The organism is Ralstonia mannitolilytica, assembly GCF_905397375.1.
Classification (GTDB): domain Bacteria; phylum Pseudomonadota; class Gammaproteobacteria; order Burkholderiales; family Burkholderiaceae; genus Ralstonia; species Ralstonia mannitolilytica.
This window is the reverse complement of the sequence record NZ_CAJPVG010000003.1, coordinates 241,296-265,901: the sequence shown is the minus strand read 5'-3', so window position 1 is coordinate 265,901 and position 24,606 is coordinate 241,296. Positions and strand designations below refer to the sequence as shown.

The 24,606-nt window shown below is 65.2% G+C and carries 23 protein-coding genes and 1 pseudogene; 14 read left to right on the top strand and 10 right to left on the bottom strand.

What is annotated here, in order from left to right:
• Positions 1 to 131 precede the first annotated feature (131 nt).
• Positions 132 to 1,037, bottom strand: coding sequence for a helix-turn-helix transcriptional regulator (locus KHN96_RS09330; RefSeq protein ID WP_062739174.1), 906 nt, complete (start codon positions 1,035 to 1,037; stop codon positions 132 to 134).
• An 82-nt stretch (positions 1,038 to 1,119) separates the two neighbouring features.
• Here KHN96_RS09330 and KHN96_RS09325 point away from each other — a divergent pair, with 82 nt between their 5' ends.
• A complete protein-coding gene (locus tag KHN96_RS09325) occupies positions 1,120 to 1,998 on the top strand; it encodes an SDR family oxidoreductase (RefSeq protein WP_062739175.1) in 879 nt (292 codons plus the stop codon).
• 328 nt (positions 1,999 to 2,326) lie between these two features.
• Here KHN96_RS09325 and KHN96_RS23005 read toward each other — a convergent pair.
• A pseudogene (locus tag KHN96_RS23005) lies at positions 2,327 to 2,434 on the bottom strand (altronate hydrolase); the annotation flags it as partial.
• Between the two features lie 111 nt (positions 2,435 to 2,545).
• On the opposite strand from KHN96_RS23005, the gene KHN96_RS09320 reads away from it, so the two are divergent.
• Positions 2,546 to 3,934 (top strand): L-cystine transporter, encoded by a 1,389-nt coding sequence (locus KHN96_RS09320; protein ID WP_045786782.1) that lies wholly within the window; start codon positions 2,546 to 2,548, stop codon positions 3,932 to 3,934.
• 62 nt (positions 3,935 to 3,996) lie between these two features.
• Here KHN96_RS09320 and pcaQ read toward each other — a convergent pair whose 3' ends face one another.
• The gene (gene pcaQ / locus KHN96_RS09315) at positions 3,997 to 4,941 is read right to left on the bottom strand and encodes a pca operon transcription factor PcaQ (RefSeq protein ID WP_045786783.1); all 945 of its coding nucleotides are present in this window, start codon (positions 4,939 to 4,941) and stop codon (positions 3,997 to 3,999) included.
• A gap of 93 nt (positions 4,942 to 5,034) precedes the next feature.
• Here pcaQ and pcaH point away from each other — a divergent pair, with 93 nt between their 5' ends.
• The 3 genes from pcaH to thpR all read left to right on the top strand — a co-directional run bounded on the left by pcaH (position 5,035) and on the right by thpR (position 7,209).
• The gene (gene pcaH, locus KHN96_RS09310; protein ID WP_062739176.1) at positions 5,035 to 5,784 is read left to right on the top strand and encodes a protocatechuate 3,4-dioxygenase subunit beta; all 750 of its coding nucleotides are present in this window, start codon (positions 5,035 to 5,037) and stop codon (positions 5,782 to 5,784) included.
• A complete protein-coding gene (pcaG, locus tag KHN96_RS09305) occupies positions 5,784 to 6,479 on the top strand; it encodes a protocatechuate 3,4-dioxygenase subunit alpha (RefSeq protein ID WP_004626744.1) in 696 nt (231 codons plus the stop codon). Before pcaH ends, pcaG begins: the two co-directional genes overlap by 1 nt.
• 61 nt (positions 6,480 to 6,540) lie before the next feature.
• Complete coding sequence (thpR, locus tag KHN96_RS09300; RefSeq protein WP_082062967.1) at positions 6,541 to 7,209, top strand: RNA 2',3'-cyclic phosphodiesterase; 669 nt, start codon at positions 6,541 to 6,543, stop codon at positions 7,207 to 7,209.
• A gap of 11 nt (positions 7,210 to 7,220) precedes the next feature.
• Here thpR and KHN96_RS09295 read toward each other — a convergent pair whose 3' ends face one another.
• On the bottom strand, positions 7,221 to 7,916 hold the full coding sequence (locus tag KHN96_RS09295; RefSeq protein WP_062739178.1) for a DsbA family protein: 696 nt from the start codon (positions 7,914 to 7,916) through the stop codon (positions 7,221 to 7,223).
• 25 nt (positions 7,917 to 7,941) lie between these two features.
• Positions 7,942 to 8,823, bottom strand: coding sequence for an MBL fold metallo-hydrolase (locus KHN96_RS09290; protein ID WP_062739179.1), 882 nt, complete (start codon positions 8,821 to 8,823; stop codon positions 7,942 to 7,944).
• Between the two features lie 109 nt (positions 8,824 to 8,932).
• On the opposite strand from KHN96_RS09290, the gene KHN96_RS09285 reads away from it, so the two are divergent.
• Entirely contained in the window at positions 8,933 to 9,835 is a 903-nt protein-coding gene (locus KHN96_RS09285; RefSeq protein WP_062739180.1) for a LysR family transcriptional regulator, read from the top strand.
• On the opposite strand, the gene KHN96_RS09280 is transcribed toward KHN96_RS09285, so the two are convergent.
• The 3 genes from KHN96_RS09280 to KHN96_RS09270 form a co-directional block, all read right to left on the bottom strand.
• Positions 9,828 to 11,030 carry an MFS transporter gene (locus KHN96_RS09280; protein ID WP_062739181.1) on the bottom strand — a complete coding sequence of 401 codons (1,203 nt, stop codon included), beginning with the start codon at positions 11,028 to 11,030 and terminating at the stop codon, positions 9,828 to 9,830. The two genes, KHN96_RS09285 and KHN96_RS09280, sit on opposite strands and share 8 nt — an antisense overlap.
• A 160-nt stretch (positions 11,031 to 11,190) precedes the next feature.
• Positions 11,191 to 11,877, bottom strand: coding sequence for a 2-hydroxychromene-2-carboxylate isomerase (locus KHN96_RS09275; protein WP_062739182.1), 687 nt, complete (start codon positions 11,875 to 11,877; stop codon positions 11,191 to 11,193).
• A gap of 65 nt (positions 11,878 to 11,942) precedes the next feature.
• The gene (locus tag KHN96_RS09270) at positions 11,943 to 12,887 is read right to left on the bottom strand and encodes a LysR substrate-binding domain-containing protein (RefSeq protein WP_062739183.1); all 945 of its coding nucleotides are present in this window, start codon (positions 12,885 to 12,887) and stop codon (positions 11,943 to 11,945) included.
• Between the two features lie 148 nt (positions 12,888 to 13,035).
• Between KHN96_RS09270 and KHN96_RS09265 the strand changes: the two genes are divergently transcribed.
• From KHN96_RS09265 to KHN96_RS09240, 7 genes are all read left to right on the top strand, one after another.
• Entirely contained in the window at positions 13,036 to 14,253 is a 1,218-nt protein-coding gene (locus KHN96_RS09265; RefSeq protein ID WP_062739184.1) for an MFS transporter, read from the top strand.
• Positions 14,250 to 14,378 carry a hypothetical protein gene (locus KHN96_RS22925; protein ID WP_258558383.1) on the top strand — a complete coding sequence of 43 codons (129 nt, stop codon included), beginning with the start codon at positions 14,250 to 14,252 and terminating at the stop codon, positions 14,376 to 14,378. Before KHN96_RS09265 ends, KHN96_RS22925 begins: the two co-directional genes overlap by 4 nt.
• Before the next feature lie 121 nt (positions 14,379 to 14,499).
• Positions 14,500 to 15,138 carry a 7-carboxy-7-deazaguanine synthase gene (gene queE, locus KHN96_RS09260; protein ID WP_062739185.1) on the top strand — a complete coding sequence of 213 codons (639 nt, stop codon included), beginning with the start codon at positions 14,500 to 14,502 and terminating at the stop codon, positions 15,136 to 15,138.
• 78 nt (positions 15,139 to 15,216) lie between these two features.
• Positions 15,217 to 15,693 (top strand): 6-carboxytetrahydropterin synthase QueD, encoded by a 477-nt coding sequence (gene queD / locus KHN96_RS09255; protein WP_009238193.1) that lies wholly within the window; start codon positions 15,217 to 15,219, stop codon positions 15,691 to 15,693.
• A gap of 19 nt (positions 15,694 to 15,712) precedes the next feature.
• Positions 15,713 to 16,261, top strand: a complete 549-nt coding sequence (tadA, locus tag KHN96_RS09250) for a tRNA adenosine(34) deaminase TadA (protein WP_045786793.1) — start codon at positions 15,713 to 15,715, stop codon at positions 16,259 to 16,261.
• Positions 16,258 to 17,184 carry a muramoyltetrapeptide carboxypeptidase gene (ldcA, locus tag KHN96_RS09245; RefSeq protein WP_062739186.1) on the top strand — a complete coding sequence of 309 codons (927 nt, stop codon included), beginning with the start codon at positions 16,258 to 16,260 and terminating at the stop codon, positions 17,182 to 17,184. The genes tadA and ldcA overlap by 4 nt, the downstream gene beginning before the upstream one ends.
• A 109-nt stretch (positions 17,185 to 17,293) precedes the next feature.
• Positions 17,294 to 18,916, top strand: a complete 1,623-nt coding sequence (locus KHN96_RS09240; RefSeq protein ID WP_045786795.1) for an ABC-F family ATPase — start codon at positions 17,294 to 17,296, stop codon at positions 18,914 to 18,916.
• Between the two features lie 79 nt (positions 18,917 to 18,995).
• On the opposite strand, the gene KHN96_RS09235 is transcribed toward KHN96_RS09240, so the two are convergent.
• Together KHN96_RS09235 and KHN96_RS09230 are read right to left on the bottom strand one after the other, a co-directional pair.
• Entirely contained in the window at positions 18,996 to 20,546 is a 1,551-nt protein-coding gene (locus KHN96_RS09235; RefSeq protein WP_062739187.1) for an amino acid permease, read from the bottom strand.
• A gap of 74 nt (positions 20,547 to 20,620) precedes the next feature.
• The gene (locus KHN96_RS09230; RefSeq protein WP_062739188.1) at positions 20,621 to 22,159 is read right to left on the bottom strand and encodes an amino acid permease; all 1,539 of its coding nucleotides are present in this window, start codon (positions 22,157 to 22,159) and stop codon (positions 20,621 to 20,623) included.
• A 358-nt stretch (positions 22,160 to 22,517) separates the two neighbouring features.
• Between KHN96_RS09230 and KHN96_RS09225 the strand changes: the two genes are divergently transcribed.
• The gene (locus KHN96_RS09225) at positions 22,518 to 24,599 is read left to right on the top strand and encodes a 3-hydroxyacyl-CoA dehydrogenase NAD-binding domain-containing protein (protein WP_115043935.1); all 2,082 of its coding nucleotides are present in this window, start codon (positions 22,518 to 22,520) and stop codon (positions 24,597 to 24,599) included.
• The last annotated feature ends 7 nt before the right edge of the window (positions 24,600 to 24,606 follow it).

Genomic DNA, 24,606 nt, shown 5'->3' with positions numbered 1-24,606 from the left:
ATAGCCCGGCGGTAGCGCGCGCGGTAAGCATCGAGAGCCGGATGAAGGTCGTCCGGCTCACTGTCTTGCAAATCCATCTTCGACGGTAAAGGTCTCTGCGCAAGACCTCTTTTCTGCAATCTCAGCCCGGGTTATCGGGCCCGTCGGCTTCCGCTGCGGCGCCCTTCATCGACAGCCGCCGCGAGCGTTGTTGAGGCCAAGCCGATCTGCGATGCGATTTTCTCCGCATCCGCTGGCGTCGCGGGGTTGTAGACGCACATGCTGAGATCCGTCCGGCCGTCGACCGAGAAGGTCGAGTATTCAAAAGCGAGCGGCCCCAGCACCGGATGGCGGATGCGCTTGATGGCCTCGCCGTGGACCTCGCGGACAACGTTGTCACGCCACATCGCCCTGAACTCCGGACTGAGCCGGGACAACTCGTCGACGAGAGGTTCCACCTCCGTTGCCGCGCCCGCGCGTGCGGCATCCACGCGGAAGGCACCGATGACGTGGCGCGCGACGCTCTCCCAGTCGTACTGCACGGCACGGGCACGCGGGTCAAGGAAGATCGTGCGCAGCACATTGCGCTGGTGCGGCGGCAGCGCGCCATAGTCGCCCAGCATCACGGTGGCCGCCCGATTCCACGCGAGGACGTTCCAGGTCGCCGTACGAATGAGGGCAGGGCTCGGATCCAACGCGTCGAGGACGCGCTGCAGACGCGGCGTGACACTGTCTTTCTCCTGGTAGCGCGCCACGGGCGGTCGCCCAAGGCCGAGCAGGAAGAGGTGTTCGCGCTCGACGTCCGTCAGCATCAGCGCCTGCGAGATCCGGTCCAGCACATCGGCCGAAGGCGCGCCACCGCGACCTTGTTCGAGCCACGTATACCAGGTCGTACTGATATTCGCGCGCTGTGCCACTTCCTCGCGGCGAAGGCCCGGCGTGCGCCGGCGCCCCGGAGGAAATCCGAGCGCCGCGGGGTCGAGCTTCATGCGCCGGTCCCGCAGATACGTCCCGAGGAGGTTTTCGTTGGGCTGTTGTCGGTCGATCCCGGTAGCCATTTTAATATGATAACGTCACTACTTTACCAGGATAGTCGCGGCGCCTAGATTTGTCTCCCAGGAAAAAACTGGAGACCAGATCATGCGTGTTTTCGTCACCGGCGCGACCGGATTTGTTGGCATGCCGACCGTCAAGGAGCTGATCGCCGCCGGACATCAGGTTCTCGGCATGGCGCGTTCGGATGAAGGGGAGGAATCCCTGGCGGCCATTGGAGCAGACGTCCATCGCGGTTCGCTCGAAGATCTCGACAGCCTGCGGGCAGGCGCAGCCGCCGCCGACGCCGTTATTCACCTGGGCTTTGTCCACGACTGGGAGAACTTTGCGCTGTCCTGCGAAATCGATCGCCGGGCGATCGAAGCGTTGGGTTCCGTCCTCGCAGGTTCGGACAAACTACTCATCGCGACGGCGGGCACGGCGGGATTAGCCGCGCCGGGCCGGATTGCGACCGAGGACGACGACGTGCCGCCCGATTTCCCGTTTCCCCGCGTCTCCGAGCAGACGGCGCGATCTCTGAAGGGCGTGCGCGCCGCGATCGTCAGGCTTCCCCAGGTTCACAACACGATGCGGCAAGGGCTGCTGACCTACGCGGTTGCCATGGCGCGCGAGAAGGGCGTGTCCGCGTATGTGGAAGAAGGGCGCAACCGCTGGGCAGCGGCGCACATCTCGGATGTCGCGCGTCTTTACAGACTGGTGCTGGAAAAGAACGAAGCCGGTGCGAAATATCATGCAGTGGCCGAAGAAGGCGTGCTGATGCGAGATATTGCCGAAGCGATCGGCCGCGGCCTGAACGTGCCTGTCAAATCCGTCTCCGCGGAAGAGGCGCCTGCGCATTTCGGTTGGTTGGCGCGATTTGCCGGCCGCGACCTGGTGGCGTCAAGCGAAAAGACGCGGAAGGCGCTCGGCTGGAACCCGACCGGGCCAGGGCTGATCGCCGATCTTGAAAGGGCTGATGTCTCGTGATCAATCGCGGCTAAGCGAGTGGGCATTGGCCTCACGGCACTGAAGAACGCAGGCAAAGAGATGACGTCGTCGCTATGAATGACTGAGTGAGAGGGAGCGCAACGCGCCACTCAAACGAAAAAGCCCGCATGACCGCGGGCTTCTTTCATTGGCGGGAAAGGCGCGCCATTACGCCGCCCCGCCGAGTCGCGCCTTCAGCGGCCCGCGTGATGGCCGCAAGCTGGACAGCGCGTGGCGCGCTGCATTGGCGCGGTTGGGATCGGCGCTGGGTTGCTCTTGATGCTGCGGGCCGCGTCGCCCGGCGGGGTGCCGGGTACACGTCTTGCATCACCGCGCCAAGCTGCCAGGGCACGAACTGGTTGGCGCCCAAACCATCCAGTCCGCTCTTGATGCGCGTGCCGGAGGCCGTGGCCAACACCAGTTGGAACAGCGCCTCTGCGCCAGGCGGAGCCGCAGTTGCGATGCGTTTCGTGCCTCGGCAACCTTTGTGCAACTGGCGTAAGATGCCCGCTCGATTTTTGATCGCTGCGTGCGACCCACAAGCAACATGAACCTTCCGCTCTTACTCAATCTCGCGACGTTCGTCGTCATCCTGATTGCCCTCGGCCGTGTGAACGCGAGCTGGAGTCTGGCCAAGCGTGTGCTGCTGGGCATGGTGCTGGGCATCGTGTTCGGACTGGCGCTGCACCTGATCTATGGCGACGACAGCGCGACGCTCAAGCAGTCGATCTCGTGGTTCGGCATCGTTGGCGGCGGCTATATCCAGCTGCTGCAGATGATCGTCATGCCGCTCGTGCTGGTGTCAGTGCTGAACTCGGTCGCCAGGCTCAACAGCACGGCGTCGCTGGGCAAGATCAGTGTGCTGACGATCGGTACGCTGCTGCTCACGACGCTGATCTCGGCGCTGGTCGGCGTGTTCGTCACCCACCTGTTTGGCCTGACGGCGCAAGGGCTGGTGCAGGGCGCGCAGGAAACCGCCCGGCTGACCGCCATCCAGGACAACTATGTCGGCAAGGTGGCCGACCTGTCGGTGCCGCAGCTGGTGCAGTCCTTCATTCCGAAGAACCCGTTTGCCGAGCTGACCGGTGCCAAGCCGACGTCCATCATCGGCGTGGTGATCTTTGCGGCGTTCCTCGGCGTGGCTGCCTTGAACCTGCTCAAGGATGATGCGGTGAAGGGCGAGCGCGTGCTGACCGCCATCGACACCGCGCAGGCCTGGGTGATGAAGCTCGTGCGGCTCGTCATTCGCCTGACCCCTTACGGCGTGCTGGCGCTGATGACGAACGTGGTGGCTGTGTCCAACGTGCAGGACATCATCAAGCTCGGCGGTTTCGTGGTGGCGTCTTACCTGGGCCTGGCGATCATGTTCGGCGTGCATGCCGTGCTGCTCACGCTCAACGGCATCAATCCGCTTCGCTTCTTCCGCAAGGTCTGGCCGGCGCTGTCGTTCGCGTTCACGAGCCGGTCGAGTGCGGCCACCATTCCGCTGAGCATCGAGGCGCAGACGCGGCGCATCGGCGTGCCGGAGTCGATCGCCAGCTTCGCCGCATCGTTTGGCACGACCATTGGCCAGAACGGCTGCGCAGGCCTGTATCCCGCCATGCTGGCAGTGATGGTGGCGCCCACCGTGGGCATCAACCCGTTCGATCCTGTATGGATTGCAACGCTCGTGGCGGTGGTCACGCTCAGCTCGGTCGGCGTGGCGGGTGTGGGCGGCGGCGCCACATTTGCAGCGTTGATCGTGCTGCCGGCGATGGGCTTGCCGGTGACGCTCGTGGCACTGCTGATCTCCATCGAACCGCTGATCGACATGGGCCGTACCGCGCTCAACGTCAACGGCTCGATGACCGCCGGGACGATCACCAGCCAGTTGCTGGGGCAGACCGATCGCAGTGTCTTCGATGCTGCTGATGACGTGGAGATGGCACACCGCTGATCTGCGCGTCGAAACGAAAAATGCCGGCCATGGGGTCGGCATTTTTTTGAGCGCAGGGCGGCTCAGCCGGGCGTCTGCGCCAGCTCCGTCAGCAGTTCCATGAAGGCGCTGGCCAGTTCGCTTGGCGTGGCGGCGCTTCTGCGCAGCAGGCCGACGGGCTCCTGGGTGCCCGACGTGACGATGTCCAGACGGGCGAGTTGACCATGCGCCAGGTCGTCGGCGGCGGCGCGCTCGGGGGTGATCCACACCGCATCGGATCGGCACGCCAGCAACCGTGCGACGGACACCGAAAGCGTTTCCGTCACGCCCGCCGGCAAGCGCAGCCCGTGCGTCTGGAACAGCGCTTCGGTGTGATGGCGCGGCACCGTGCCCGGCGTGGCGATCACCAGCGGGTAATCCAGCACCGCCTGCAGCGAGGCCGACGCGCCCGCCTGCGTCAGCAGCGGATGCCCGGGCCGCACGACCAGCGCCAGCGGCTCGGCATACAGCAACTCGAACGACAGCCCCTGCATGCGGTCGGGCTCGGCCATGCGGCCGACGATGAAATCGAGCTCGCCGGCCTTGAGCGCGGTCAGCAGCTCGACATTGGTGCCGGTGCGCAACCGCACGCCGGCATGCGGGCGCTGCGCGTGCAAATGGGCAATCGCCTGGGGCAGTAGGCTGCTGGCCACCGTCGGCAGGGCGCCCACATGTACGACCGGCGCGGAAGCGTCCGTCGATCCCATCAGCGCGGCGGTGGCCGATTCCAGCGCCTGCGTCACGCCCACTGCATGCCGCAGGAATTGCTCGCCGGCCGCGGTGAGCCGCGCGCCTTGCCGGCCGCGCTCCACGAGCTGCACACCGGCCAGCGCCTCCAGCTCACCGAGCGTTTTCGACACCGCCGGCTGGCTCAGATGCAACCGCTCGGCGGCGCGCCGCAGGTTGCGCTCCTGCGCGATGGCGACAAAGCAGCTCAGATGGCGAAACCGGATGCGGGACGGCAAATCCGCTGAGAAGGCGCTTTCCATAACTTGGGGTTATCGATTTTCCGATAATAAGTCAATTTACTTCACTTTTTGTCGGCGATACAGTCTCTGCACGATTTCATAAGGAGACGCCCCATGACCCTGCCGCTTTCCGGCACCGGCGAATTCGCCCAGCGCAACACCGCGCTGCATCCGCCCGCACTGACCCCCGGCTACAAGACCAGCGTGCTGCGCTCGCCGCGCAACGCGCTCATCTCCACCCTGAATACCCTGTCGGAAACCACCGCACCGGTGTTCCATGCCGACGACCTGGGCGCGCTCGACAACGACCTGATCCTCAACTACGCCAAGGAAGGCCTGCCGATCGGCGAGCGCATCATCGTCCACGGCTACGTGCGCGACGAGTTCGGCCGCCCCGTGCCGAACGCGCTGGTGGAGGTGTGGCAGGCCAACGCCGGCGGCCGCTACCGCCACAAGAAAGACCAGTACATCGCGCCGATCGACCCGAACTTTGGCGGCTGCGGCCGCATGCTGACGGATGCCAACGGCTACTACGTCTATCGCACCATCAAGCCCGGCCCGTATCCGTGGCGCAACCGCATCAACGACTGGCGCCCGTCGCACATCCATTACTCGCTCTCGGGCGATGGCTGGGCGCAGCGCCTGATCACGCAGATGTACTTCGAGGGCGACCCGATGATCGCGCAGTGCCCCATCATCAAGACCATCCCGAGCGAAGAGCAGGTGCGCGGTCTGATCGCGCTGCACGACACGGCGAACCACGTGCCCCTCGACAGCCGCTGCTACCGCTTCGACATCACGCTGCGCGGCCGCCGTGCCACGCATTTCGAAAACGCCGTGCCCGCCCTGCAAGGAGCCAAGTGATGACCACGACCACACTGCGTGAATCGCTCGAACGTGCCCAGGCAACGGCCATGACGACAACGCCGCCGTTCGCGCATTTCAACGAGACCGCATCGCAGACGGGCGGCCCATACGTGCACATCGGTCTTGCACCGCGCCAGGCCGGCTTCGACATCTACGACAAGGAATTCGGCAGCGTCCTGACGACGCCCGCCACACGCGGCGAACGCATTGCGCTGGAAGGCCGCGTCTACGATGGCTCGGGCTCGCTCGTGCGCGACGTGCTGATCGAGATCTGGCAAGCCAACGCGGACGGCAAGTACGCCCATCCGGCCGATCGGCAAGACAAACCTGTCGACCCGGCATTCCGCGGCTGGGGCCGCGCCGGCGCCGATTTCGATACGGGCGTCTATCGCTTCGACACGATCAAGCCGGGCGCCGTGGCCGGCCGCAGCGGAACCACGCAGGCACCGCATATCTGCATGATCCTGTTTGCCCGCGGCATCAACCTCGGCCTGCACACACGCGTGTACTTCAGCGATGAGGCCGCGGCCAACGGCACGGACCCGGTGCTGAACGGCATCGAGTGGGAAGTGCGCCGCAAGACGCTGATTGCCCAGCGCAGCGAGCGTAACGGCGAGGTGGTCTACACCTTCGACGTGCGCCTGCAAGACACGCCGGATGGCGGCGCGGAGACGGTGTTCTTCGATATCTGATCGCCGCATCACATCCGAGAGGCCACGCCCGGCAGGTTCACCCCGCCGGGCGTTGTTTTTGATGCGAGCAACACGACTTTCAGCGGGACGTCATGCGGGCGTCGATAATGGGTGGATCGCCAGCCCGGCGTTTGACGACCCTGCCGTGACCCAGCTCACTCTTCCCGGATTCGAAGCCACCCCGCAATTGCCCGCGCATCGCCTGTTTCTGGCGATCAAGCCTGACGTGGATACCGCCGAGCGCATCGCGCGGCTGATCCAGCAATTGCGGCCCGTCGTGGGCTTCAAGGGCAAGGCGCTGCGTACGGAGCGCCTGCATGTCACGCTGCATCACCTTGGCGATTTCGTTCATCCGCCGCCTGACGATGTCGTGGCGCGTGTGCGTGCAGCAGCGGCCGGCCTCGCATTGCCGGCATTCGACGCCACGTTCAACCAGGTGGTGAGCTTTCATGGCCGGCGCGACCATCGGCCGTTCGTGCTGCTGGGCGACGAAGGCGTGGGCGGCCTGATGGCGTTTCAGGCGGCGCTGGGCGAGGCGCTCCAGCATGCCGCCGTGCCGGTGCCGCGTGGGCATTTCAAGCCGCACATCACGCTGTTGTATGACCGCGGCGGCTTTGCGCCGAAAGCGGTCGAGCCCATCACGTGGACCGTGCGCGAGTTCGTTCTCATCCATAGCTGGCTCGGCAAAACGCGCTACGACGAACTCGGCCGCTGGGCGCTCAAAGGCTGAGCGCCAGGTTGTTATGCGCAGCCGTCGGGCCCGCAGACAGGGCCATCGGCTTGGTTCATTGGGGAAGGCGCGCCGATGTGCTGCGTCAGCGCCTGAGCCCAGGGTTCCGGTTTGCCGAGCCACGGGCCAACGTCGATGATGCCCAGTTGGCCATCGGCATCTTCCAGCGCAAACGTCGGAAACCCCTGACCGCCCACTCGATCGAGCCACTGTCGGCTTTGGGCGATGTGCTGCTGCGTGAGCGCACCGGCTTGCCGCGCGTATTCCGCATCGAATGCTTCGGGCGATAGGCCGATCTCGGCTGCCAGCGCGCGCAGTACCGGCACATCTGCAATGCGACGGCCTTGTTCGTAATGCGCGCGCTGGATGCGATGGATCATGTCCAGCCCGCGGCGGCCGAGCGCCTGGGCTGCAAGCACGGCGGTAATGGGCGGCTCCGAATCCATCACGGCCGTGGTGTCGCGCAACAGGCCTTCAAAGTAGGGCTCGCCGAAGGGTTGGCCGGTCAACTCGGCAATGCGGTGGTCGTGCGGCATCACGTAGTCGCGCCATTGGGGCGTGATCGTACGGCGGTTCGGGCCTGCAAGCATGCCGCCGCCGTGGAAGGCGATCGTGAGGCCAGGCACCGTGCGCGCGGCTTCCACCAGCGGCGCGGCGCCGTAGCACCAGCCGCACAGCGGGTCGTAGATGTAATGCAACGTCGTCATGTTGTTTCCTCGGTGGCAGACCAGCTTACTGCGGCCACTTCATTTCTCCCTTGATGACCTTGGCGCTCAGCTCCAGCGATGCATCGCCGGGCAGCGTCGGATAGGCCGCCTTCATCGCCTTGATCAGCTCCGCCGAGTTGTTCGCCTTGGCGGCCTGTACCTCGAAGGTTTTCAGGTAATCCGCGGTAAAGCGTACCGCGTCCAGCCCCTTTGGCATTGCACCCGTGAAGTGACCGGGCACCACGGTCGTCGGCTTGAGCGCTGTGATGTTGTCCAGCGTCTGCAACCAGCCCAGGCGCGATTCGCGCGTCTGCGCGTCGGCCACCCAAACGTGGTCGCCGCTGTTGACAACCACGCCGCCGGCCACGGTCTTGATCGATGGGATCCACAGATACGTGCGTGCCGCGTCGGGGCCGTTCAGGCCCTTGATCTCGATGGTGCGGCCTTCGAGCGTGAGGTGGTCGGCGTTCAGCGCGTCGGGCAGCACGAGCGTCTTGGGCGCGTTGTCCTTGAGGATCGGGCCCCAGTACGCGAGCTTGCCGTTCATTGATGCCTTGATGGCGGCCACGGTTTGCGGTGTTGCCACGATCTTCGCGTTGGGGAAGGCAGCGCGGATGACCTCGAGGCCGAAGTAGTAATCCGGATCGCTCTGGCTGATGTAGACCGTGGTGAGCGTCTTGCCGCTGGCCTTGAGTTTCTGCACGAGCGCCTCTGCATCGCTGCGCTGGAATTGCGCGTCGATCAGGATCGCTTCGTGCGCACCGCTGATGATTTCCGACGACACCGGGAAGATGCCCTTGGCGCCGGGGTTGTAGACCTCGAGATGCAAGGGGGCAGGCGGAGCAGCGTGAGCAGCAAGGCCGGCGCTGACCAGGCCGGCGGCAAGCAGGGTGCGGAGCAGGGACATCGGGTTTCTCCAGTCGGATGAAATGCGTGCAATGTCGCCACTGTAGGTTGCTTGATCCGATCGAAAAACCCCCTAAGATGCGCATATTTGTTTCTCCAATCGATCAAATATGGATCGCATCACGTCGGCCGAAGTGTTTGTGGCGATTGTCGAGCGCGGCAGCCTGAGCGCCGCCGCCGAAGCGCTCGACATGTCGCGCGCGATGGTCACGCGTTACCTGGCGCAGATGGAGGCGTGGTCCGGCGCGCGGCTGCTGCACCGGACCACGCGCCGCATCGGCCTGACACCCGCCGGCGAGGCCACGCTTGCACGCTGCCGCCAGATGCTGGAAATCGCTTCGCAGATGGCCATGGCGGATGGCCCCGAAGCCGACACGCCGCGCGGGCTCCTGCGCATTGCCTGCGCGCAGTCCCTGGCGCAGCAGACGTTGAGCGCGGCGGTGACGGCCTACCTGCGGCGCTATCCGCAAACGGCCGTCGATCTGGTGGTCGACAACCGCACCATCAACCTCGTGGAAGAACGCATCGACCTGGCCGTGCGCATCACCAACGATCTGGATCCGAACCTGATTGCGCGGCCGCTGGGCATGTGCGAATCCGTCGTGGTGGCGGCACCATCTTACCTGGCCGCGCACGGTACGCCGCGCCGCGTGCAAGACCTGGCCGTTCACAACTGCCTGACGTATTCGTACTTCGGCAAGAGCCTGTGGAAGTTCACCGAGGCGAAGACGGGCGCGCCATCAGACGTGCCGGTGGGCGGCAATCTGAGTGCGAATGAATCGATGGTCCTGCTGGCAGCGGCGCGGGAGGGCGCGGGGATTGCATTGCAGCCGGTGTTTGCTGCCGCGCCGCTGATCGCCAGCGGGCAACTCGTGCGTTTGTTGCCCGACCACGTGCCGCAGGCGCTGGGCATTCACGGCGTGTACAGCTCGCGCAGGCAGATGCCGGCGGCGCTGCGGGCGATGCTCGATTTTCTGGTGGACTGGTTCGGCGTGCAGGCGAACGTCACGTGATTGGGCCGGAAGACTTACCTCGCATGGCCAACAGGCCCAACGCCAGCACGCAGAACACCGCCCCCGCATGGAATGTCGCGGCTGCGCCGAGCTTGTCCCACAACAAGCCCGCCAGAACGCTCGCAGCCAACATCGCCAGCCCGCTTACGAGGTTGAACATGCCGTAAGCGGTGCCGCGCAAGTCGGCCGGTGCGGTGTCGGCGACCATGGTTGCCAGCAAGCCCTGCGTGATGCCCATGTGCACGCCCCACAGCGCCACGCCTGCGATGACCACGCTCCAGTGAGCGGACAGGCCGAGCACCACATCGGCGGCAATCAGAACCACCAGCCCAAGCGCGAGCAGCTTCGTGTGGCTCATGCGGTCAGAGAGCTTGCCGAATGGATACGCCGCCAGCGCATAGACGACGTTCATCGCCACCATGACCAGCGGCACCAGCGCCAGCGGAATGCCGCCTTGCTGTGCCCGCAGCACCAGGAACGCTTCGGAAAACCGCGCGAGCGTGAAGACCGCGCCGATCATCACCACCCACCAGTACGCGCTGTTCAGCCGCTGCAGGTTGTCGCGGCGGATCGGGTTGGCGCGGCGGGCGCCGTTGTGGGTTTTGGGCTCCCGCAGGCCGAACATCAGCAGCGCAACAGAGAGCAGTCCCGGCACCACGGCCACCCAGAACACGGCGCGAAAATCATCCGCCCACAGCAGCATCAGGCCGACCGCCAGCAGCGGCCCCAGAAACGCGCCCACGGTATCGAGCGACTGCCGCAGCCCAAAGGCCGCGCCGCGCAGTGCAGGCGGGGCAATGTCGGCGACCAGCGCATCGCGCGGCGCCCCGCGGATGCCCTTGCCGACGCGGTCCAGCAGGCGCGCCGTCAGCACGATGCCCGCGGTGGGCGCAATGGCGAACAACGGTTTGGACAGCGCGCCCAGCGCATAGCCGAAGACCGCCAGGCCCTTGCGCTTGCCGAGGTAGTCGCTCAGCGTGCCAGAGAAGATCTTGACGATGAGCGCAGTCGACTCGCCCAGGCCCTCGATCAGCCCGACCGACAGGGCGCTTGCGCCCAGCGCCGACACCATGAACAGCGGCAGCAGGCTGTGGATCATCTCGGAGGCAATGTCCATCAGCAGGCTGACGCAGCCGAGCACCCAGATGCCGGCCGGAATCTGCCTGAGGATGTCGGGTCGTGGAGTAGGGGGCATGGGTGTCCGCCAGTTAGTGTCAAAGCGCGGTGCCCGCGAGCGTACACCGCAGACGGCGCCTCCGATGCCCGCCGATACGGCGCCTGACGGCCGACGCGGTGCGCCACGCCCGGAATATCGATCAACGGGGATCGACGCACCACATCGCGGATCAGCGATATCAAGCGGCCACATGCGCGCGATGTGCCGCCGCACATGCCAGCGCATCGTCCAGGCGGTCATTGCCCCAGAACATCGCATTGCCGACAAAGAAGGTCGGCGCGCCAAAAATGCCGCGAACCTGTGCCGCGCCCGTTTGTTCGCGCAGCGCCTGCTTGACGGCCCCGGACTGCGCCAGGATGAGGATCTCTTCAGCGGGCAAGCCGAGGGCGGCGAGCGCTTCGCCGACGACCTCGGCGGTGTGGATGTCTTGGTCCTGCGCGAAGTTGCGCAGCATCATGTGCTGGCAGAACGCGCCGATCCATGGCTCGTGCGCGCCGAGCAGCGCCACGCGCGCCGGCAGCACGGCGTTACGCGGAAACGTGCTGGGCCGCACCCACGGCACGCCGTACTTCGCGCATTCGCGTGCGATGTCCTGCCACATGTAGTGGCCCTTGGCCTCCTGCAGCACTAAGGGCGAGCTGTTCCAGCCGAACGACCGGAAGATCGGCCCCAGCAGAAAAGGCCTCCACACGACGCGGACGCCGAGGCGCGCAGCCGCGGCTTCGATGCGCATCGCGCTGAGGTAGCTGTAGTTGCTGCCGAAATCGAACCAGAACTCGACGGCCGGCGTGGGGACGAGCGGCTCCCAGGTTGGGTTGTAAGGCGTGCGGTACGCCGCGTCTGGCGAGCGTGAACGGGTGTCCATGCCATCTCCAACGTGATGTCGTTGGGTGCATTAGACGGGCCGCGCCGCCCGGGCTCAAACGCGTTTCACGCAAGTTCGGATGCGCCTGGCGCATGCGAATGCTGCTCGGCGGCTTCCGCGCGGATCCACTCGGCCACATTGCGCACGTCTTTGCGGGGGTTCGGCTCGGCCTGGACCAGCCAATATGCATGCGCGTTGCGTACCCCCGGCGCGGTGGTCGGAATGGTCACCAGCCGGCCGGCGGCCAGCAGCGGCGCGATCAGCTCCAGGCGGCCGAGTGCGATGCCCTGGCCGGCCATCGCCGCATGGATGATCTGGTCGTGCTGGTTGAAGCGCAGCACGGTGCGGGGTTTGGCGTGGCTCCAGCCGGCGGCGGCCAGCCAGTCGGTCCATTGGAGCCAGGGGCGGCGCAGGTCGCGGTCGTCGAAGTCGAGCAGGGTCTGGCCGGCCAGCGCATCGGCGGAATCCAGCGAGCGCAGTCCCAGCGACGGATGCGCGACCGGCGCCACGGTCTCCCCAAACAGCCGGATTGCACCGGGCGGCGCATCGCTCGGTGGGCAATACCGGATGGCAAGTTCAATGCCTTCGTTCTTCAGGTCGACGAGGCGGTTGTTGGTGGCCACGCGCACGTCGATGTCGGGGTATTGCTGCTGGAAGCGAGCGAGGCGCGGCAGCAGCCACAGGCCGGTGACGCCGATGCTGGCGGTGATCGTGACCGGCCGCCGTTCGGCCGCCACGCGAATGGCGCCGATGGCGTCCTGCAACTGCTGCACGGCGCTGTCGGCGCTGCGGAACAGGCGTTCGCCCTCGGGCGTGAACGCAATCGAGCGGTGCCCGCGTACCAGCAGCTTCACACCCAGCGCCTCTTCCAATGCAGACACCTGCCGGCTCACCGCCGATTGCGTCAGGCACAGATCATCGGCCGCGAGCGTGATGCTCATGCGCCGGCCTACCGCCACGAAGCCGCGCAGCAAGTCCAGGGAGGCCAATCGAACCAGGGGAGTCGACATGCGCTTTCCTCATGCAAGGCGTTCTCAAAGATCAATTGAGAAGCTGGATAGGGCGAAGTTTAATAAGCCATCGGACGACATTCCAGTCTCATGCACGCTCCCCACGCTTGCGAAGCCGGAATGTCAGTCACATCGGAGAAAAACGCTCATGACCTCGAAATCTCTCACGCAATCGCCCTGGTTGCCGGTATTGGCCGGCGGCGCGGTGATCGGCGTGGCGCTGGGCATTCGGCACGTGCAAGGGCTCTTCCTCGTGCCCGTCACGATGGGCCATGGCTGGACACGCGAAACCTTCGGCCTGGCGATCGCGTTGCAAAACCTCATCTGGGGCGCGGCACAGCCTTTTTCGGGCATGCTGGCCGACCGCTACGGGGCCGCCAAGGTGGTGGTGGCCGGCATCGTCGTCTATGCGCTCGGTTTGCTGCTGATGGCACATGCGGGCACGCCGCTGGGCTTCACGCTCTCGGCCGGGGGGCTGATCGGGCTGGGGCTCTCAGGCACGTCGTTCGGCGTGGTGTATGGCGCGATCAGCCGGTTGACGCCGCCCGAGCGGCGCAGCTGGGCGCTGGGCGTGGCGGGCGCGGTGGGCGGCGTCGGCCAGTTCGTGATGGTGCCGACGGCGCAGGGGCTGCTGGGCACCGCCGGGTGGGTGATGGCCCTGGTGATCCTGGCGGCGGTGATGGCGCTGTCGTTGCCGCTGGCGGCGCCGCTGCGCGAGAGAGCGTCCACCACCGCAGTGCCGGGCGCGCACCAGAGCATGGGCGCGGCGATCCGTGAAGCGTTTGCACATCCGGGCTTCTGGCTGCTGAACCTCGGGTTCCTGACGTGCGGCTTCCAGCTCGCCTTCATCGGCGCGCACATGCCGGCATATCTGCTCGACAAGGGCCTGACAGGCCGGCACGGCATGGTGGCGCTGGCGCTCATCGCTGCCGCCAACATCGTCGGCACGTATTGCTGCGGCGTGCTGGGGGGATTATTCCGGCGCAAGTATCTGCTGTCCTTGCTGTACCTGATCCGCACGGGGGCGATTGCGCTGTTCATCCTGCTGCCGCTGTCGCCGGCAACGCTGTATGCGTTTGCCATCGTGATGGGCCTGCTGTGGCTCGGCACGGTGCCGCTCACGAATGGGCTGCTGTCGCAGGTGTTTGGCGTGCGCTATATCGGCACGCTGTTCGGGTTCGTGTTCCTCGGTCACCAGGTCGGCGCCTTCCTGGGCGTGTGGCTGGGCGGCGTGGTGTACGACCGCCTGCATTCCTACGATGCAATCTGGTTTGGCGCGATGGTGCTCGGCGTGGTGGCCGCGCTGCTGCACTGGCCGATCGACGATCGCCAACTTGCGCGCACGCCGATGGCGCTACCGGCATGAAGGATCGACTCAATCGATGGGCGGTGTGGACGCTGGCGGCGGCCGGCGCTGCCCTGGTCTTTGCGGCGTGGCTGACGCCGGAAGGTGCATTTTCTTTTGTGACGTTGGCGTCCTTCTGCGGGTAGGGCGACGCACGAGCCCGATTTGTGAAACAATATCGGGTTAATCACTAGTGGGCACTGGTACGGTTTGCGCGGGAATTACGTCGCTTCTGCGTCGTTCTCCTGTGAATGCCACCGTTCAGACATGACTTACGCCGTCAAGGAAATCTTCTACACGCTGCAAGGCGAGGGTGCCAACACCGGCCGCGCAGCTGTCTTCTGCCGCTTTGCCGGCTGCAATCTCTGGAGTGGGCGCGAAGCCGATCGCGCCACCGCCGTCTGCCAGTTCTGTGACACCGACTTCGTCGGCACGGACGGCACGCAAGGCGGCAAATACGCCACCGCCGACGCACTCGCCGATACCGTTGCCGCCGAATGGCCGGCCAGCGCCACGGGCGGCAAGCCGCTCGTCATCTGCACCGGCGGCGAGCCGCTGCTGCAACTCGACAAGCCGCTGATCGACGCGCTGCACGCACGCGGCTTCGAAATCGCCATCGAGACCAACGGCACCATCGCCGTGCCGGAGGGCATCGATTGGGTGTGCGTGAGCCCCAAGATGGGCTCTGAACTTGTCGTCACGCGCGGCGACGAGCTGAAGGTGGTGATCCCGCAAGACGGGCAAGACCTCGACGCATACGAACGGCTGGATTTCCAGCATTTCTTCCTGCAGGCCATGGACGGCCCGCTCGCCCGGCAAAATACGGCGGCTGCCGTTGAGCTGTGCCAGCGCCGGCCGCGCTGGCGCCTGTCGCTGCAAACCCATAAGATGCTGGGCATCCGCTAAGGCGGGCCGCAGCACTTTGTCCCCGGTTTTCTGCCGGTTCCAGCCGTTTCGCGGCGCCCGCTGCCGCCACCTTGCTCCATGACCAAGACCGTTTCCATTACGCGCCGGCTCGAATTCGACGCCGGCCACCGCATCCCGGGCCATGCCGGCCAGTGCCGCAACCTGCACGGCCATCGCTATCAGCTCGAACTCACGCTGACCGGCGAAGTTCTGCACAACGACAAAGCCGCCGACGACGGCATGATCCTCGACTTCGGCGACGTCAAGCAGCTCGCCAACAAGCATCTCGTCGACCTGTGGGATCACGCTTTCCTCGTCTATCGCGGCGACACCAAGCTCGTTGAATTCCTGAACGACATGGAAGGCGGTCATAAGACCGTCGTGCTGAATGACGTGCCCACCGTCGAGAACCTCGCGCAGGTGGCCTTCGACATTCTCGAGCCGGTGTTCCGTAACACGTTCGGGCACCATCTGCGCCTGTCCAAGCTCGTGCTGTACGAAACCCCGAACTGCTGGGCCGACGTGAAGCTCGCGCGCCCGCACGAGCAGGATTGATTCGACAGCGCCGGATCGCATGACCACACCGCACGTCCTGACCCCGCCCGCCGACATGTCCGCCCACGAGCGCGACGGTTACTGGATGCAGCAGGCGCTCGTGCAGGCCAAGTTCGCATGGGGGCAGGGCGAGGTGCCGGTGGGCGCAGTGGTCGTGCGCGGCAACGAGATCGTCGGCGTTGGCTACAACGCGCCGATCGGCACGCACGACCCATCGGCGCATGCCGAGATGCGCGCCCTGCGCCAGGCCGCCGAGAAGCTGGGCAACTACCGCCTGCCCGACTGCGAAGTCTTCGTGACGCTGGAGCCGTGCGTGATGTGCGCCGGCGCCATGCTGCATGCCCGTGTGGCGCGCGTCGTCTACGGCGCGCCGGACCCCAAGACGGGCGCCGCGGGCAGCATCCTCGACCTGTTTGCCGAGACGCGGCTGAACCACCAGACCGCCATCACCGGCAGCGTGCTCGCGCAGGAATGCGGCGACATGCTGCGCGCCTTCTTTGCCGAGCGCCGCGCGAGCCAAAAGGCTGCGCGACTGGCCTCCATTGAGCCCAACGACCCCACGACATGACTACCGTTCGCCTGATTGCGCCTTCCGGCTACCCGAACGATGCGGCCGTCGCCGAGCGCGGCGTGGCGTTTCTTGAAGGCCAGGGCTGCACGATCGTCAACCGTGAATGCCTGCATCGCCGCCATCAGCGCTTTGCCGGCGGCGAACTTGCGCGTCTGGCCGACCTGCACCAGATCGGCGCCGGCAGCGGCCAGGAAATCGCCATGGCTATCCGCGGCGGCTACGGCCTCACGCGGCTGCTGGACCGCATCGATTTCATCGACATCGGCCGCCGCGCGCAGGCCACCAACGCGATCATCGTTGGGCACAGCGATTTCACCGTGTTTTCGCTCGCGTACCTCGCGGCCACGGGCGGCGTGACGTTTGCCGGCCCGCACGTGTGCTCCGATTTCGGGCTGGAAACGGTTGATCCGTTCATGCTCGAGCACTTCTGGGGCGTCCTGCGCAGCCCGACGTACACGCTGCGCGTGGATGTGCCGCAGCCAAAGGAATGCGCGCATCCGGGGCGCTATGCCGGCACGCTGTGGGGCGGCAACCTGGCGATGCTGTCCAGCCTGGTCGGTACGCCGTATCTGCCCGACATCCGTGACGGCATTCTCTTCGTTGAGGACATCAACGAGCACCCGTACCGCATCGAGCGCATGCTGCTGCAGCTGCAGCAGGCTGGCGTGCTCGATACCCAGCAGGCGCTGGTGCTGGGCGATTTCTCCGGCTATCGCACCACGCCGTATGATGCCGGCTACGACTTCGACGCCATGCGGGCTTACCTGGCCGAGCATCTGTCGATTCCGGTGCTGACGGGCTTGCCGTTCGGACATTGCCCGACCAAGGCGACGCTGCCGATTGGCGCGCAGGCGACGCTCGACGTGGACGCCACGGGCTTTACGCTGCACCTGTCGGGCTATCCGACGCTCAGGGCCTGACCACACGGCCATCCGCATCACCGGCGGGTGGTAAAATCTCCGGTTTCCCAAACGGTGTCCGCAATGTGTGCGCGGCGCCGGCTCACCGCTTTCCAATCAAGGTCTTCACGTGCTTTCCACCGCCAACATCACCATGCAGTTCGGGCCCAAGCCCTTGTTCGAGAACATCTCGGTCAAGTTTGGCGAGGGCAATCGCTATGGCCTGATCGGCGCCAACGGTTGCGGCAAGTCGACCTTCATGAAGATCCTGGGTGGCGATCTGGAGCCGAGCTCGGGCACCGTGATGCTGGAACCGGGCGTCCGCCTGGGCAAGCTGCGCCAGGACCAGTTCGCCTACGAAGACATGCGCGTGCTGGACGTGGTGATGATGGGCCACACCGAGATGTGGGCCGCCGCGCAGGAGCGCGACGCCATCTACGCCAACCCGGAAGCGACCGACGAAGACTACATGAAGGCCGCCGAACTGGAGGCGAAGTACGCCGAATACGACGGGTACACGGCCGAAGCCCGCGCCGGCGAACTGCTGCTGGGCGTCGGCATCCCGACCGACCAGCACAACGGCCCGATGAGCGCGGTCGCCCCGGGCTGGAAGCTGCGCGTGCTGCTGGCGCAGGCGCTGTTTTCGAACCCCGATGTCCTGCTGCTGGACGAACCGACCAACAACCTCGACATCAACACGATCCGCTGGCTGGAATCGGTGCTCAACGAGCGCAATTCCACCATGATCATCATTTCCCACGATCGCCACTTCCTGAACTCGGTCTGCACGCACATGGCCGACATGGACTACGGCACGCTGAAGGTCTACCCGGGCAACTACGACGACTACATGGAAGCCTCCATGCAGGCGCGCGAACGCCAGATGGCGGCCAACGCCCGCGCCAAGGAGCGCATTGCCGACCTGCAGGACTTCGTGCGCCGCTTCTCGGCCAACAAGTCCAAGGCACGCCAGGCCACGTCGCGCCTCAAGCAGATCGACAAGATCAAGGTGGAAGACATCAAGCCGTCGTCGCGCCAGAACCCGTTCATCCGCTTCGAGTTCGAGAAGAAGCTGCACAACCTGGCCGTGGAAACCGAGAACGCACGCAAGCGGTACGACCGCACGATCTTCGACGGCCTGACCATGGCCGTGCGCGCCGGCGAAAAGATCGCCATCATCGGCGAGAACGGCGCGGGCAAGACGACGCTGCTGCGTTGCCTGCTCAACGGCGCCGTCAAGACCGGCGTGCAGCGCGGCATCGAGTTGGACGGCGGTACCGTCAAGTGGGCCGAGCACGCCAACGTCGGCTACATGCCGCAGGACACCTACGAAGAATTCCCCGAAGACCGCGACCTGATGGACTGGATGAGCCAGTGGACGCAGGCCGGCGATGACGACCAGTCGCTGCGCGGCACGCTCGGACGTCTGCTGTTCTCGGCCGACGACATCAAGAAGAGCGTCAAGGTGCTCTCGGGCGGCGAGAAGGGCCGCATGATCTGGGGCAAGCTGATGCTGGGCCGCCACAACGTGCTGGCGCTGGACGAGCCGACCAACCACATGGACATGGAGTCGATCGAATCGCTGCAGATCGCGCTCGACAAGTTCGAAGGCACGCTGATCTTCGTATCGCATGACCGCGAATTCGTCAGCGGGCTGGCAACACGCATCATCGAAGTGCGTACCGACGGCACGCTGACCGACTACCTTGGCACGTACGACGAGTACCTGCAGAGCCAGGGCGTGGAAGTCTGATTCTCAGTCGGCGGGCAAGAAGATAGGCGGCCAATGTGCCGCCTTTTTTTTGTTCACGGTGTCTTGCGCACCGTGGCGCTCAGGCCTTGCCGGAGACGGCCGAAGAGGGCCGCGCATCCCCCTGAGCCCCTGCAGGCGCATCCGCCGCCTCGGCCGCCAGGTGCGCAGTGCTGAACTGCATCTGCGCATACGGCACAAACCGCGTCTTGAACTTCCAGCGGTATACGAGCCAGATCGCCACGAATACGAACACACCGCAATACGTCGACAGGAACGCGCCAAGGTTCTCGACCGGCGCAAGCAGCGCCTTGGTGTTCTGCCCGAGGATGATCACCACGCAAAGGATCGCCACCATGATCGGCCCGAACGGAAAGAACGGCGACCGATAGGCCAGCTGCCTCACCGAATGGCCCTGGCTCACGAAACCCTTGCGGAAGCGGTAGTGCGCCAGGGCGATGCCGAACCAGGCGATGAAGCACGTGACCGCAGACGTGTTCAGCAGCCACAGGTAGACGACCTGGTCGCCAAACAGTGAACTGAAGAAGCACAGCGCGCCCACGGCCGACGTGACGACCAGCGCCCGATGCGGCACGCCGTTGCCCGACACCTTCGCAAACCAGCGCGGCGCCTGGCCTTCGAGCGCGAGGTCGTAGAGGATCCGCGTCGATACATAAAGGCTCGAGGTGCCCGACGACAGCAGCGCAGTCAGCACCACCGCGTTCATCATCCCGGCGGCAAACGCGAGGCCGGCATGCTGGAACACCAGCGTGAACGGGCTCACACCGATGTCGGTGGCTTCATTGCGCAGCAGGTTCGGATCGGTGTACGGCAGCAGCACGCCGATGATGAGAATCGCCAGCACATAGAACAGCAGGATGCGCCAGAACGTCTGGCGGATCGCGCGCGGGATCGTGCGCGAAGGGTTCTCCGCCTCGCCGGCCGCCACGCCCACGGTCTCCACGCCCTGGAACGAGAACCCGGCGATCATCGCCACGCCCACCATGGCCGGTACGCCGCCCACGAACGGCGCGTCGCCGACAGTGAAGTTGTGCCAGCCGGAAGCCGGCCCGCCGTGCATGATGCCGAAGACCATGGCCAGCCCGATCAGCAGGAACACGACAATGGTCACTACCTTCACCATCGAGAACCAGTATTCCGCTTCACCAAAGCCGCGCACCGAGAAGGCGTTGAGCATGAACATGAGCAGCAGGAACGCGGCGCTCCACACGATGCCCGACACCCCCGGAAACCAGTACTTCATCACCAGCTGGGCCGCCGCCAGCTCAACCGCCACCGTCACGGCCAATGAGAACCAGTAGTTCCACCCGAGCGCAAAGCCAAAGCCTTCTTCCACATACAGCCGGCTGTAGGTCACAAACGAGCCGGACACCGGCAGATGCACCGCCAGCTCGCCGAGGCTCGTCATCAGGCAATAGACCATGACGCCGATGAGCGTGTAGGTGAGCAGGGCGCCGCCCGGGCCGGCCTGCGCAATCGACGCGCCGGACGCGACGAACAGGCCCGTGCCGATGGCGCCGCTCAGGGCGATCATCATGATGTGGCGCGAGCGCAGGCGGCGGCGCAGTTGGGATTGAGCCTCGAGCCCGGTGGGGGTGATGGGTGTATGCATGACAGTGAAGCCGTGGTCGGGCGTCCAACAATCAAAACGCCCGCCGGCGCAAAGCGATCGGCAGGCGGGCAGGGTTATTGCGGCGCGCGGGTGGAGACGGTCGGAAGTTCGGGGCCGGCATCCTGGCCGGCCAGCGGGTCGCGCGTGACGGGCGGGCGCGGGAAGTGCATGTCCTGGTAGCGCACGATGCCGCCGCCGCGCACGAGCCGGTAACCGAACCAGATCGCAAAGAAGATCGGGATGCCGATATAGGTGGCGATCACCGCCGGCCAGTCGATCGTGCCGCTGGTGAACGCCTGATAGTTCTGGCCCAGCGTGATGACCAGGCACAGCGCAAACGCGAACAGCGGTCCGTACGGGAAGAATTTGGAGCGATACGGCAGTTGCGACGGATCATGCCCCTGCGCCACCAGCCCCTTGCGAAAGCGGTAGTGGCTGACGGCAATGCCGAGCCACGCCACAAAGCCGGTCATGCCGGACGTGTTGAGCAACCACAGGTAGACCGTCTTGTCGCCGTACAGCGAGCTCAGGAAGCACAGCGCGCCCACGGCCGTTGTGGCCAGCAGTGCATTGCGCGGCACACCGTTCCGGGAGAGCTGCGCAAAGATGCGCGGCGCCCGGCCTTCCGTCGCCAGGTTGTAGAGCATCCGCGTGGATGCATACATGCCCGAGTTGCCCGCCGACAGCACGGCCGTCAGGATCACCGCATTCATCAACCCCGCCGCAAACGCCAGGCCGGCATGCTTGAACACCAGCGTGAACGGGCTCACGCCAATGTTGGTGACTTCCGTCGACAGCAGATTCGGATCGGTGTACGGCACCAGCACGCCGATGATGAAGATGGCCAGTACATAAAACAGCAGGATGCGCCAGAACACCTGCTTGACCGCACGCGGAATGGTGCGTGCCGGGTCGGCCGATTCGCCAGCCGCCACGCCGATCAGCTCCGTCCCCTGAAACGAGAACCCCGCGATCATCGCCACGCCGATCATCGCCGGCAGTCCGCCCACAAACGGCGCATCACCGATCGTCAGATTCTGCAGGCCCGATTGCGGACCGCCCTTCATGATCCCGAAGATCATCGCCAGGCCAATGCCGATGAAGAAGATGACCGTGACGACCTTGATGAGCGCGAACCAGTATTCCGCCTCGCCAAAGCCGCGCACCGAGATGGCGTTGAGCAGGAACATGACGGCGAGGAACACGGCGCTCCACAGCACGCCCGGCACATCGGGAAACCAGTAATGCATGACGAGCTGCGCGGCCGCCAGCTCCACGGCAATCGTCACGGCCCAGTTGTACCAATAGTTCCAGCCGAGCGCGAAGCCGAAGCCTTCGTCCACGTACAGCGCACCGTAGGTGGCAAACGACCCCGAAACCGGCATATAGGCGGCAAGCTCGCCTAGGCTGGTCATCAGGAAATAGACCATCGCCCCGATCAGGATGTAGGCGGCGAGGGCGCCTCCGGGGCCGGCCTGCGAGACCGACGCGCCCGAGGCCACGAAGAGCCCGGTGCCGATCGACCCGCCGATGGCGATCATGGTGAGATGGCGCGCGCGCAATGTGCGGCGCAAGCCCGGCGTCTCTGAGGACGGGGTAGCGTGTTCTGACATGGATACAGAGTGGTCGATTTTGCTCGGATCGCGAATCAAATCGACGAAATGTGACGAGACGTCCCCGTGCCTGATGGGCACCTGGCGAACGAAATGCGCGACTCTATCAAAACCGTCACGTAGCGGGCAAAAAATCCGTGCTGCAGCACACGGTTTGAACCCGCCGAGGCGTGCCGCATCGCCCGCCAGACGGCGCCGTGCAGCGCAAAAATAAAAATTGAACGACCGTGCTATTTTGTGTATTCTGTGTCGAGTCGCGGCCTTACCGCGCGTTAAAAAAACGACATTCGAGAGACAGTTCAACCGCGAGGCACGGTGCGCCTGATCTGCCGGCCCTCGCATCACCAAAGGAACCAGCATGACTGCGGAGTACAAGGTCCAGGACGGCGTTGCCGTCATCACGCTCAGCAACCCGCCCGTCAACGGCCTTGGCCATTCCACGCGGCTGGGCATCGTTGAAGGTATGGTCAAGGCGGGCGACGACCCGAGCGTCAAGGCCATCGTGATCACCGGCGCTGGCAAGGCCTTCTCGGGCGGCGCCGACATCCGCGAGTTCAACACCCCCAAGGCAACCCAGGAGCCGACGCTGCACGCTGTCATCAAGGCGGTCGAGTCGAGCACCAAGCCGGTCGTCGCGGCCATCCACTCGGTGGCGATGGGCGGTGGACTGGAACTGGCGATGGGCTGCCACTTCCGCGTGGCCGCACCCGGCGCGCAGATCGCGCTGCCCGAAGTGAAGCTGGGCATCCTGCCGGGCGCAGGCGGCACGCAACGTCTGCCGCGCGCCATCGGCCTGGAGCCGGCGCTGAACATGATCGTGTCCGGCAACGCCATCCCGTCGGAAAAGCTCGCCAAGAGCGGCCTGTTCGACCAGATGATCGAAGGCGACCTGATGGCCGGCGCCATCGATTTCGCGCTGAAGGCCGCGGCCGAGGGCAAGCTGCCCAAGCTGCGCGATCGCAAGGTCGAGCACGACAATCCGCAAGGCTTCCTGCAATTCGCGCGCAACACGGTCGCAGCCGTCGCAAAGAACTTCCCCGCGCCGGGCAAGTGCGTGGACGCCGTGCAGGCCGCCGTCGAAAAACGCTTCGACGACGGCATCAAGTTCGAGCGCGAGTTGTTCATCGAGCTGGTGAACACGCCTGAATCGCGCGCGCTGCGCCATGCGTTCTTCGGCGAGCGCGCTGCGAGCAAGATCCCCGACGTGCCGGAAGACACGCCAGTGCGCAAGGTCGAGAAGGTGGCCGTGATCGGCGCCGGCACGATGGGCGGCGGCATCTCGATGAACTTCCTGAACGCCGGCATTCCGGTGACGATCCTGGAAACCAAGCAGGAAGCGCTGGACCGCGGCGTCGCGACCATCCGCAAGAACTACGAGAACAGCGCCAAGAAGGGCAAGCTCACGCAAGAGAAGGTCGAGCAGCGCATGGCCCTGCTCAAGCCGACGCTGTCCTACGACGACATCAAGGACGCCGACCTCGTCATCGAGGCCGTCTTTGAAGAAATGGGCGTCAAGGAGGTCGTGTTCAAGAAGCTCGACGAAGTCGTCAAGCAGGGCGCGATCCTGGCGTCGAACACCTCCACGCTGGACGTCGACAAGATCGCCAGCTTCACCAAGCGCCCGCAGGACGTGGTCGGCATGCACTTCTTCAGCCCGGCCAACGTGATGAAGCTGCTGGAAGTCGTGCGCGGCAAGGACACCGCCAAGGACGTGCTGGCCACCGTCATGAAGCTGGCCAAGGCTATCAAGAAGACGGCGGTCGTTTCCGGCGTGTGCGACGGCTTCATCGGCAACCGCATGATCGAGCAATACAGCCGCCAGGCCGGCTACCTGCTGGACGAAGGCGCGCTGCCCGAGCAGGTCGACAGGGCGATCGAAAAATTCGGCTTTGCCATGGGCCCGTTCCGCATGGGCGACCTGGCCGGCAACGACATCGGCTGGGCCATCCGCAAGCGCCGCGCCGTGGACAAGCCGGACATCGTCTATTCGAAGACGGCCGATCTGCTGTGCGAGATGGGCCGCTTCGGCCAGAAGACGGGCGGCGGCTGGTACGACTACAAGGCAGGTGACCGCAAGCCGTATCCGAACCAGCAGGTCAATGACATGATCGTCCAGCACTCGAAGGATCTGGGCATCACGCGCCGCAAGATTTCGGACGAGGAAATCGTGGAGCGCCTGGTGTTCGCGCTGGTCAACGAAGGCGCGAAGATCCTGGAAGAGGGCATTGCCTCCAAGGCTTCCGATATCGACATGGTGTACCTGACCGGCTACGGCTTCCCGCTGTTCCGTGGCGGCCCGATGCTCTACGCAGACACCGTCGGGTTGTACAACGTCGTGCAAGCCATGCGGCGCTACAGCAAGGGCTACCACGGCGAAGCATGGCAGGTCGCCCCGCTGCTGCAGAAGCTGGCCGACGAGGGCAAGGCCTTCAATGGCTGAATAAGCG

Coding starts and splice junctions, on each gene's coding strand:
- KHN96_RS09330 (WP_062739174.1), bottom strand. CDS start 1,037: ATGGCTACCGGGATCGACCGACAACAGCCCAACGAAAACCTCCTCGGG.
- KHN96_RS09325 (WP_062739175.1), top strand. CDS start 1,120: ATGCGTGTTTTCGTCACCGGCGCGACCGGATTTGTTGGCATGCCGACC.
- KHN96_RS09320 (WP_045786782.1), top strand. CDS start 2,546: ATGAACCTTCCGCTCTTACTCAATCTCGCGACGTTCGTCGTCATCCTG.
- pcaQ (WP_045786783.1), bottom strand. CDS start 4,941: ATGGAAAGCGCCTTCTCAGCGGATTTGCCGTCCCGCATCCGGTTTCGC.
- pcaH (WP_062739176.1), top strand. CDS start 5,035: ATGACCCTGCCGCTTTCCGGCACCGGCGAATTCGCCCAGCGCAACACC.
- pcaG (WP_004626744.1), top strand. CDS start 5,784: ATGACCACGACCACACTGCGTGAATCGCTCGAACGTGCCCAGGCAACG.
- thpR (WP_082062967.1), top strand. CDS start 6,541: ATGCGAGCAACACGACTTTCAGCGGGACGTCATGCGGGCGTCGATAAT.
- KHN96_RS09295 (WP_062739178.1), bottom strand. CDS start 7,916: ATGACGACGTTGCATTACATCTACGACCCGCTGTGCGGCTGGTGCTAC.
- KHN96_RS09290 (WP_062739179.1), bottom strand. CDS start 8,823: ATGTCCCTGCTCCGCACCCTGCTTGCCGCCGGCCTGGTCAGCGCCGGC.
- KHN96_RS09285 (WP_062739180.1), top strand. CDS start 8,933: ATGGATCGCATCACGTCGGCCGAAGTGTTTGTGGCGATTGTCGAGCGC.
- KHN96_RS09280 (WP_062739181.1), bottom strand. CDS start 11,030: ATGCCCCCTACTCCACGACCCGACATCCTCAGGCAGATTCCGGCCGGC.
- KHN96_RS09275 (WP_062739182.1), bottom strand. CDS start 11,877: ATGGACACCCGTTCACGCTCGCCAGACGCGGCGTACCGCACGCCTTAC.
- KHN96_RS09270 (WP_062739183.1), bottom strand. CDS start 12,887: ATGTCGACTCCCCTGGTTCGATTGGCCTCCCTGGACTTGCTGCGCGGC.
- KHN96_RS09265 (WP_062739184.1), top strand. CDS start 13,036: ATGACCTCGAAATCTCTCACGCAATCGCCCTGGTTGCCGGTATTGGCC.
- KHN96_RS22925 (WP_258558383.1), top strand. CDS start 14,250: ATGAAGGATCGACTCAATCGATGGGCGGTGTGGACGCTGGCGGCGGCC.
- queE (WP_062739185.1), top strand. CDS start 14,500: ATGACTTACGCCGTCAAGGAAATCTTCTACACGCTGCAAGGCGAGGGT.
- queD (WP_009238193.1), top strand. CDS start 15,217: ATGACCAAGACCGTTTCCATTACGCGCCGGCTCGAATTCGACGCCGGC.
- tadA (WP_045786793.1), top strand. CDS start 15,713: ATGACCACACCGCACGTCCTGACCCCGCCCGCCGACATGTCCGCCCAC.
- ldcA (WP_062739186.1), top strand. CDS start 16,258: ATGACTACCGTTCGCCTGATTGCGCCTTCCGGCTACCCGAACGATGCG.
- KHN96_RS09235 (WP_062739187.1), bottom strand. CDS start 20,546: ATGCATACACCCATCACCCCCACCGGGCTCGAGGCTCAATCCCAACTG.
- KHN96_RS09230 (WP_062739188.1), bottom strand. CDS start 22,159: ATGTCAGAACACGCTACCCCGTCCTCAGAGACGCCGGGCTTGCGCCGC.
- KHN96_RS09225 (WP_115043935.1), top strand. CDS start 22,518: ATGACTGCGGAGTACAAGGTCCAGGACGGCGTTGCCGTCATCACGCTC.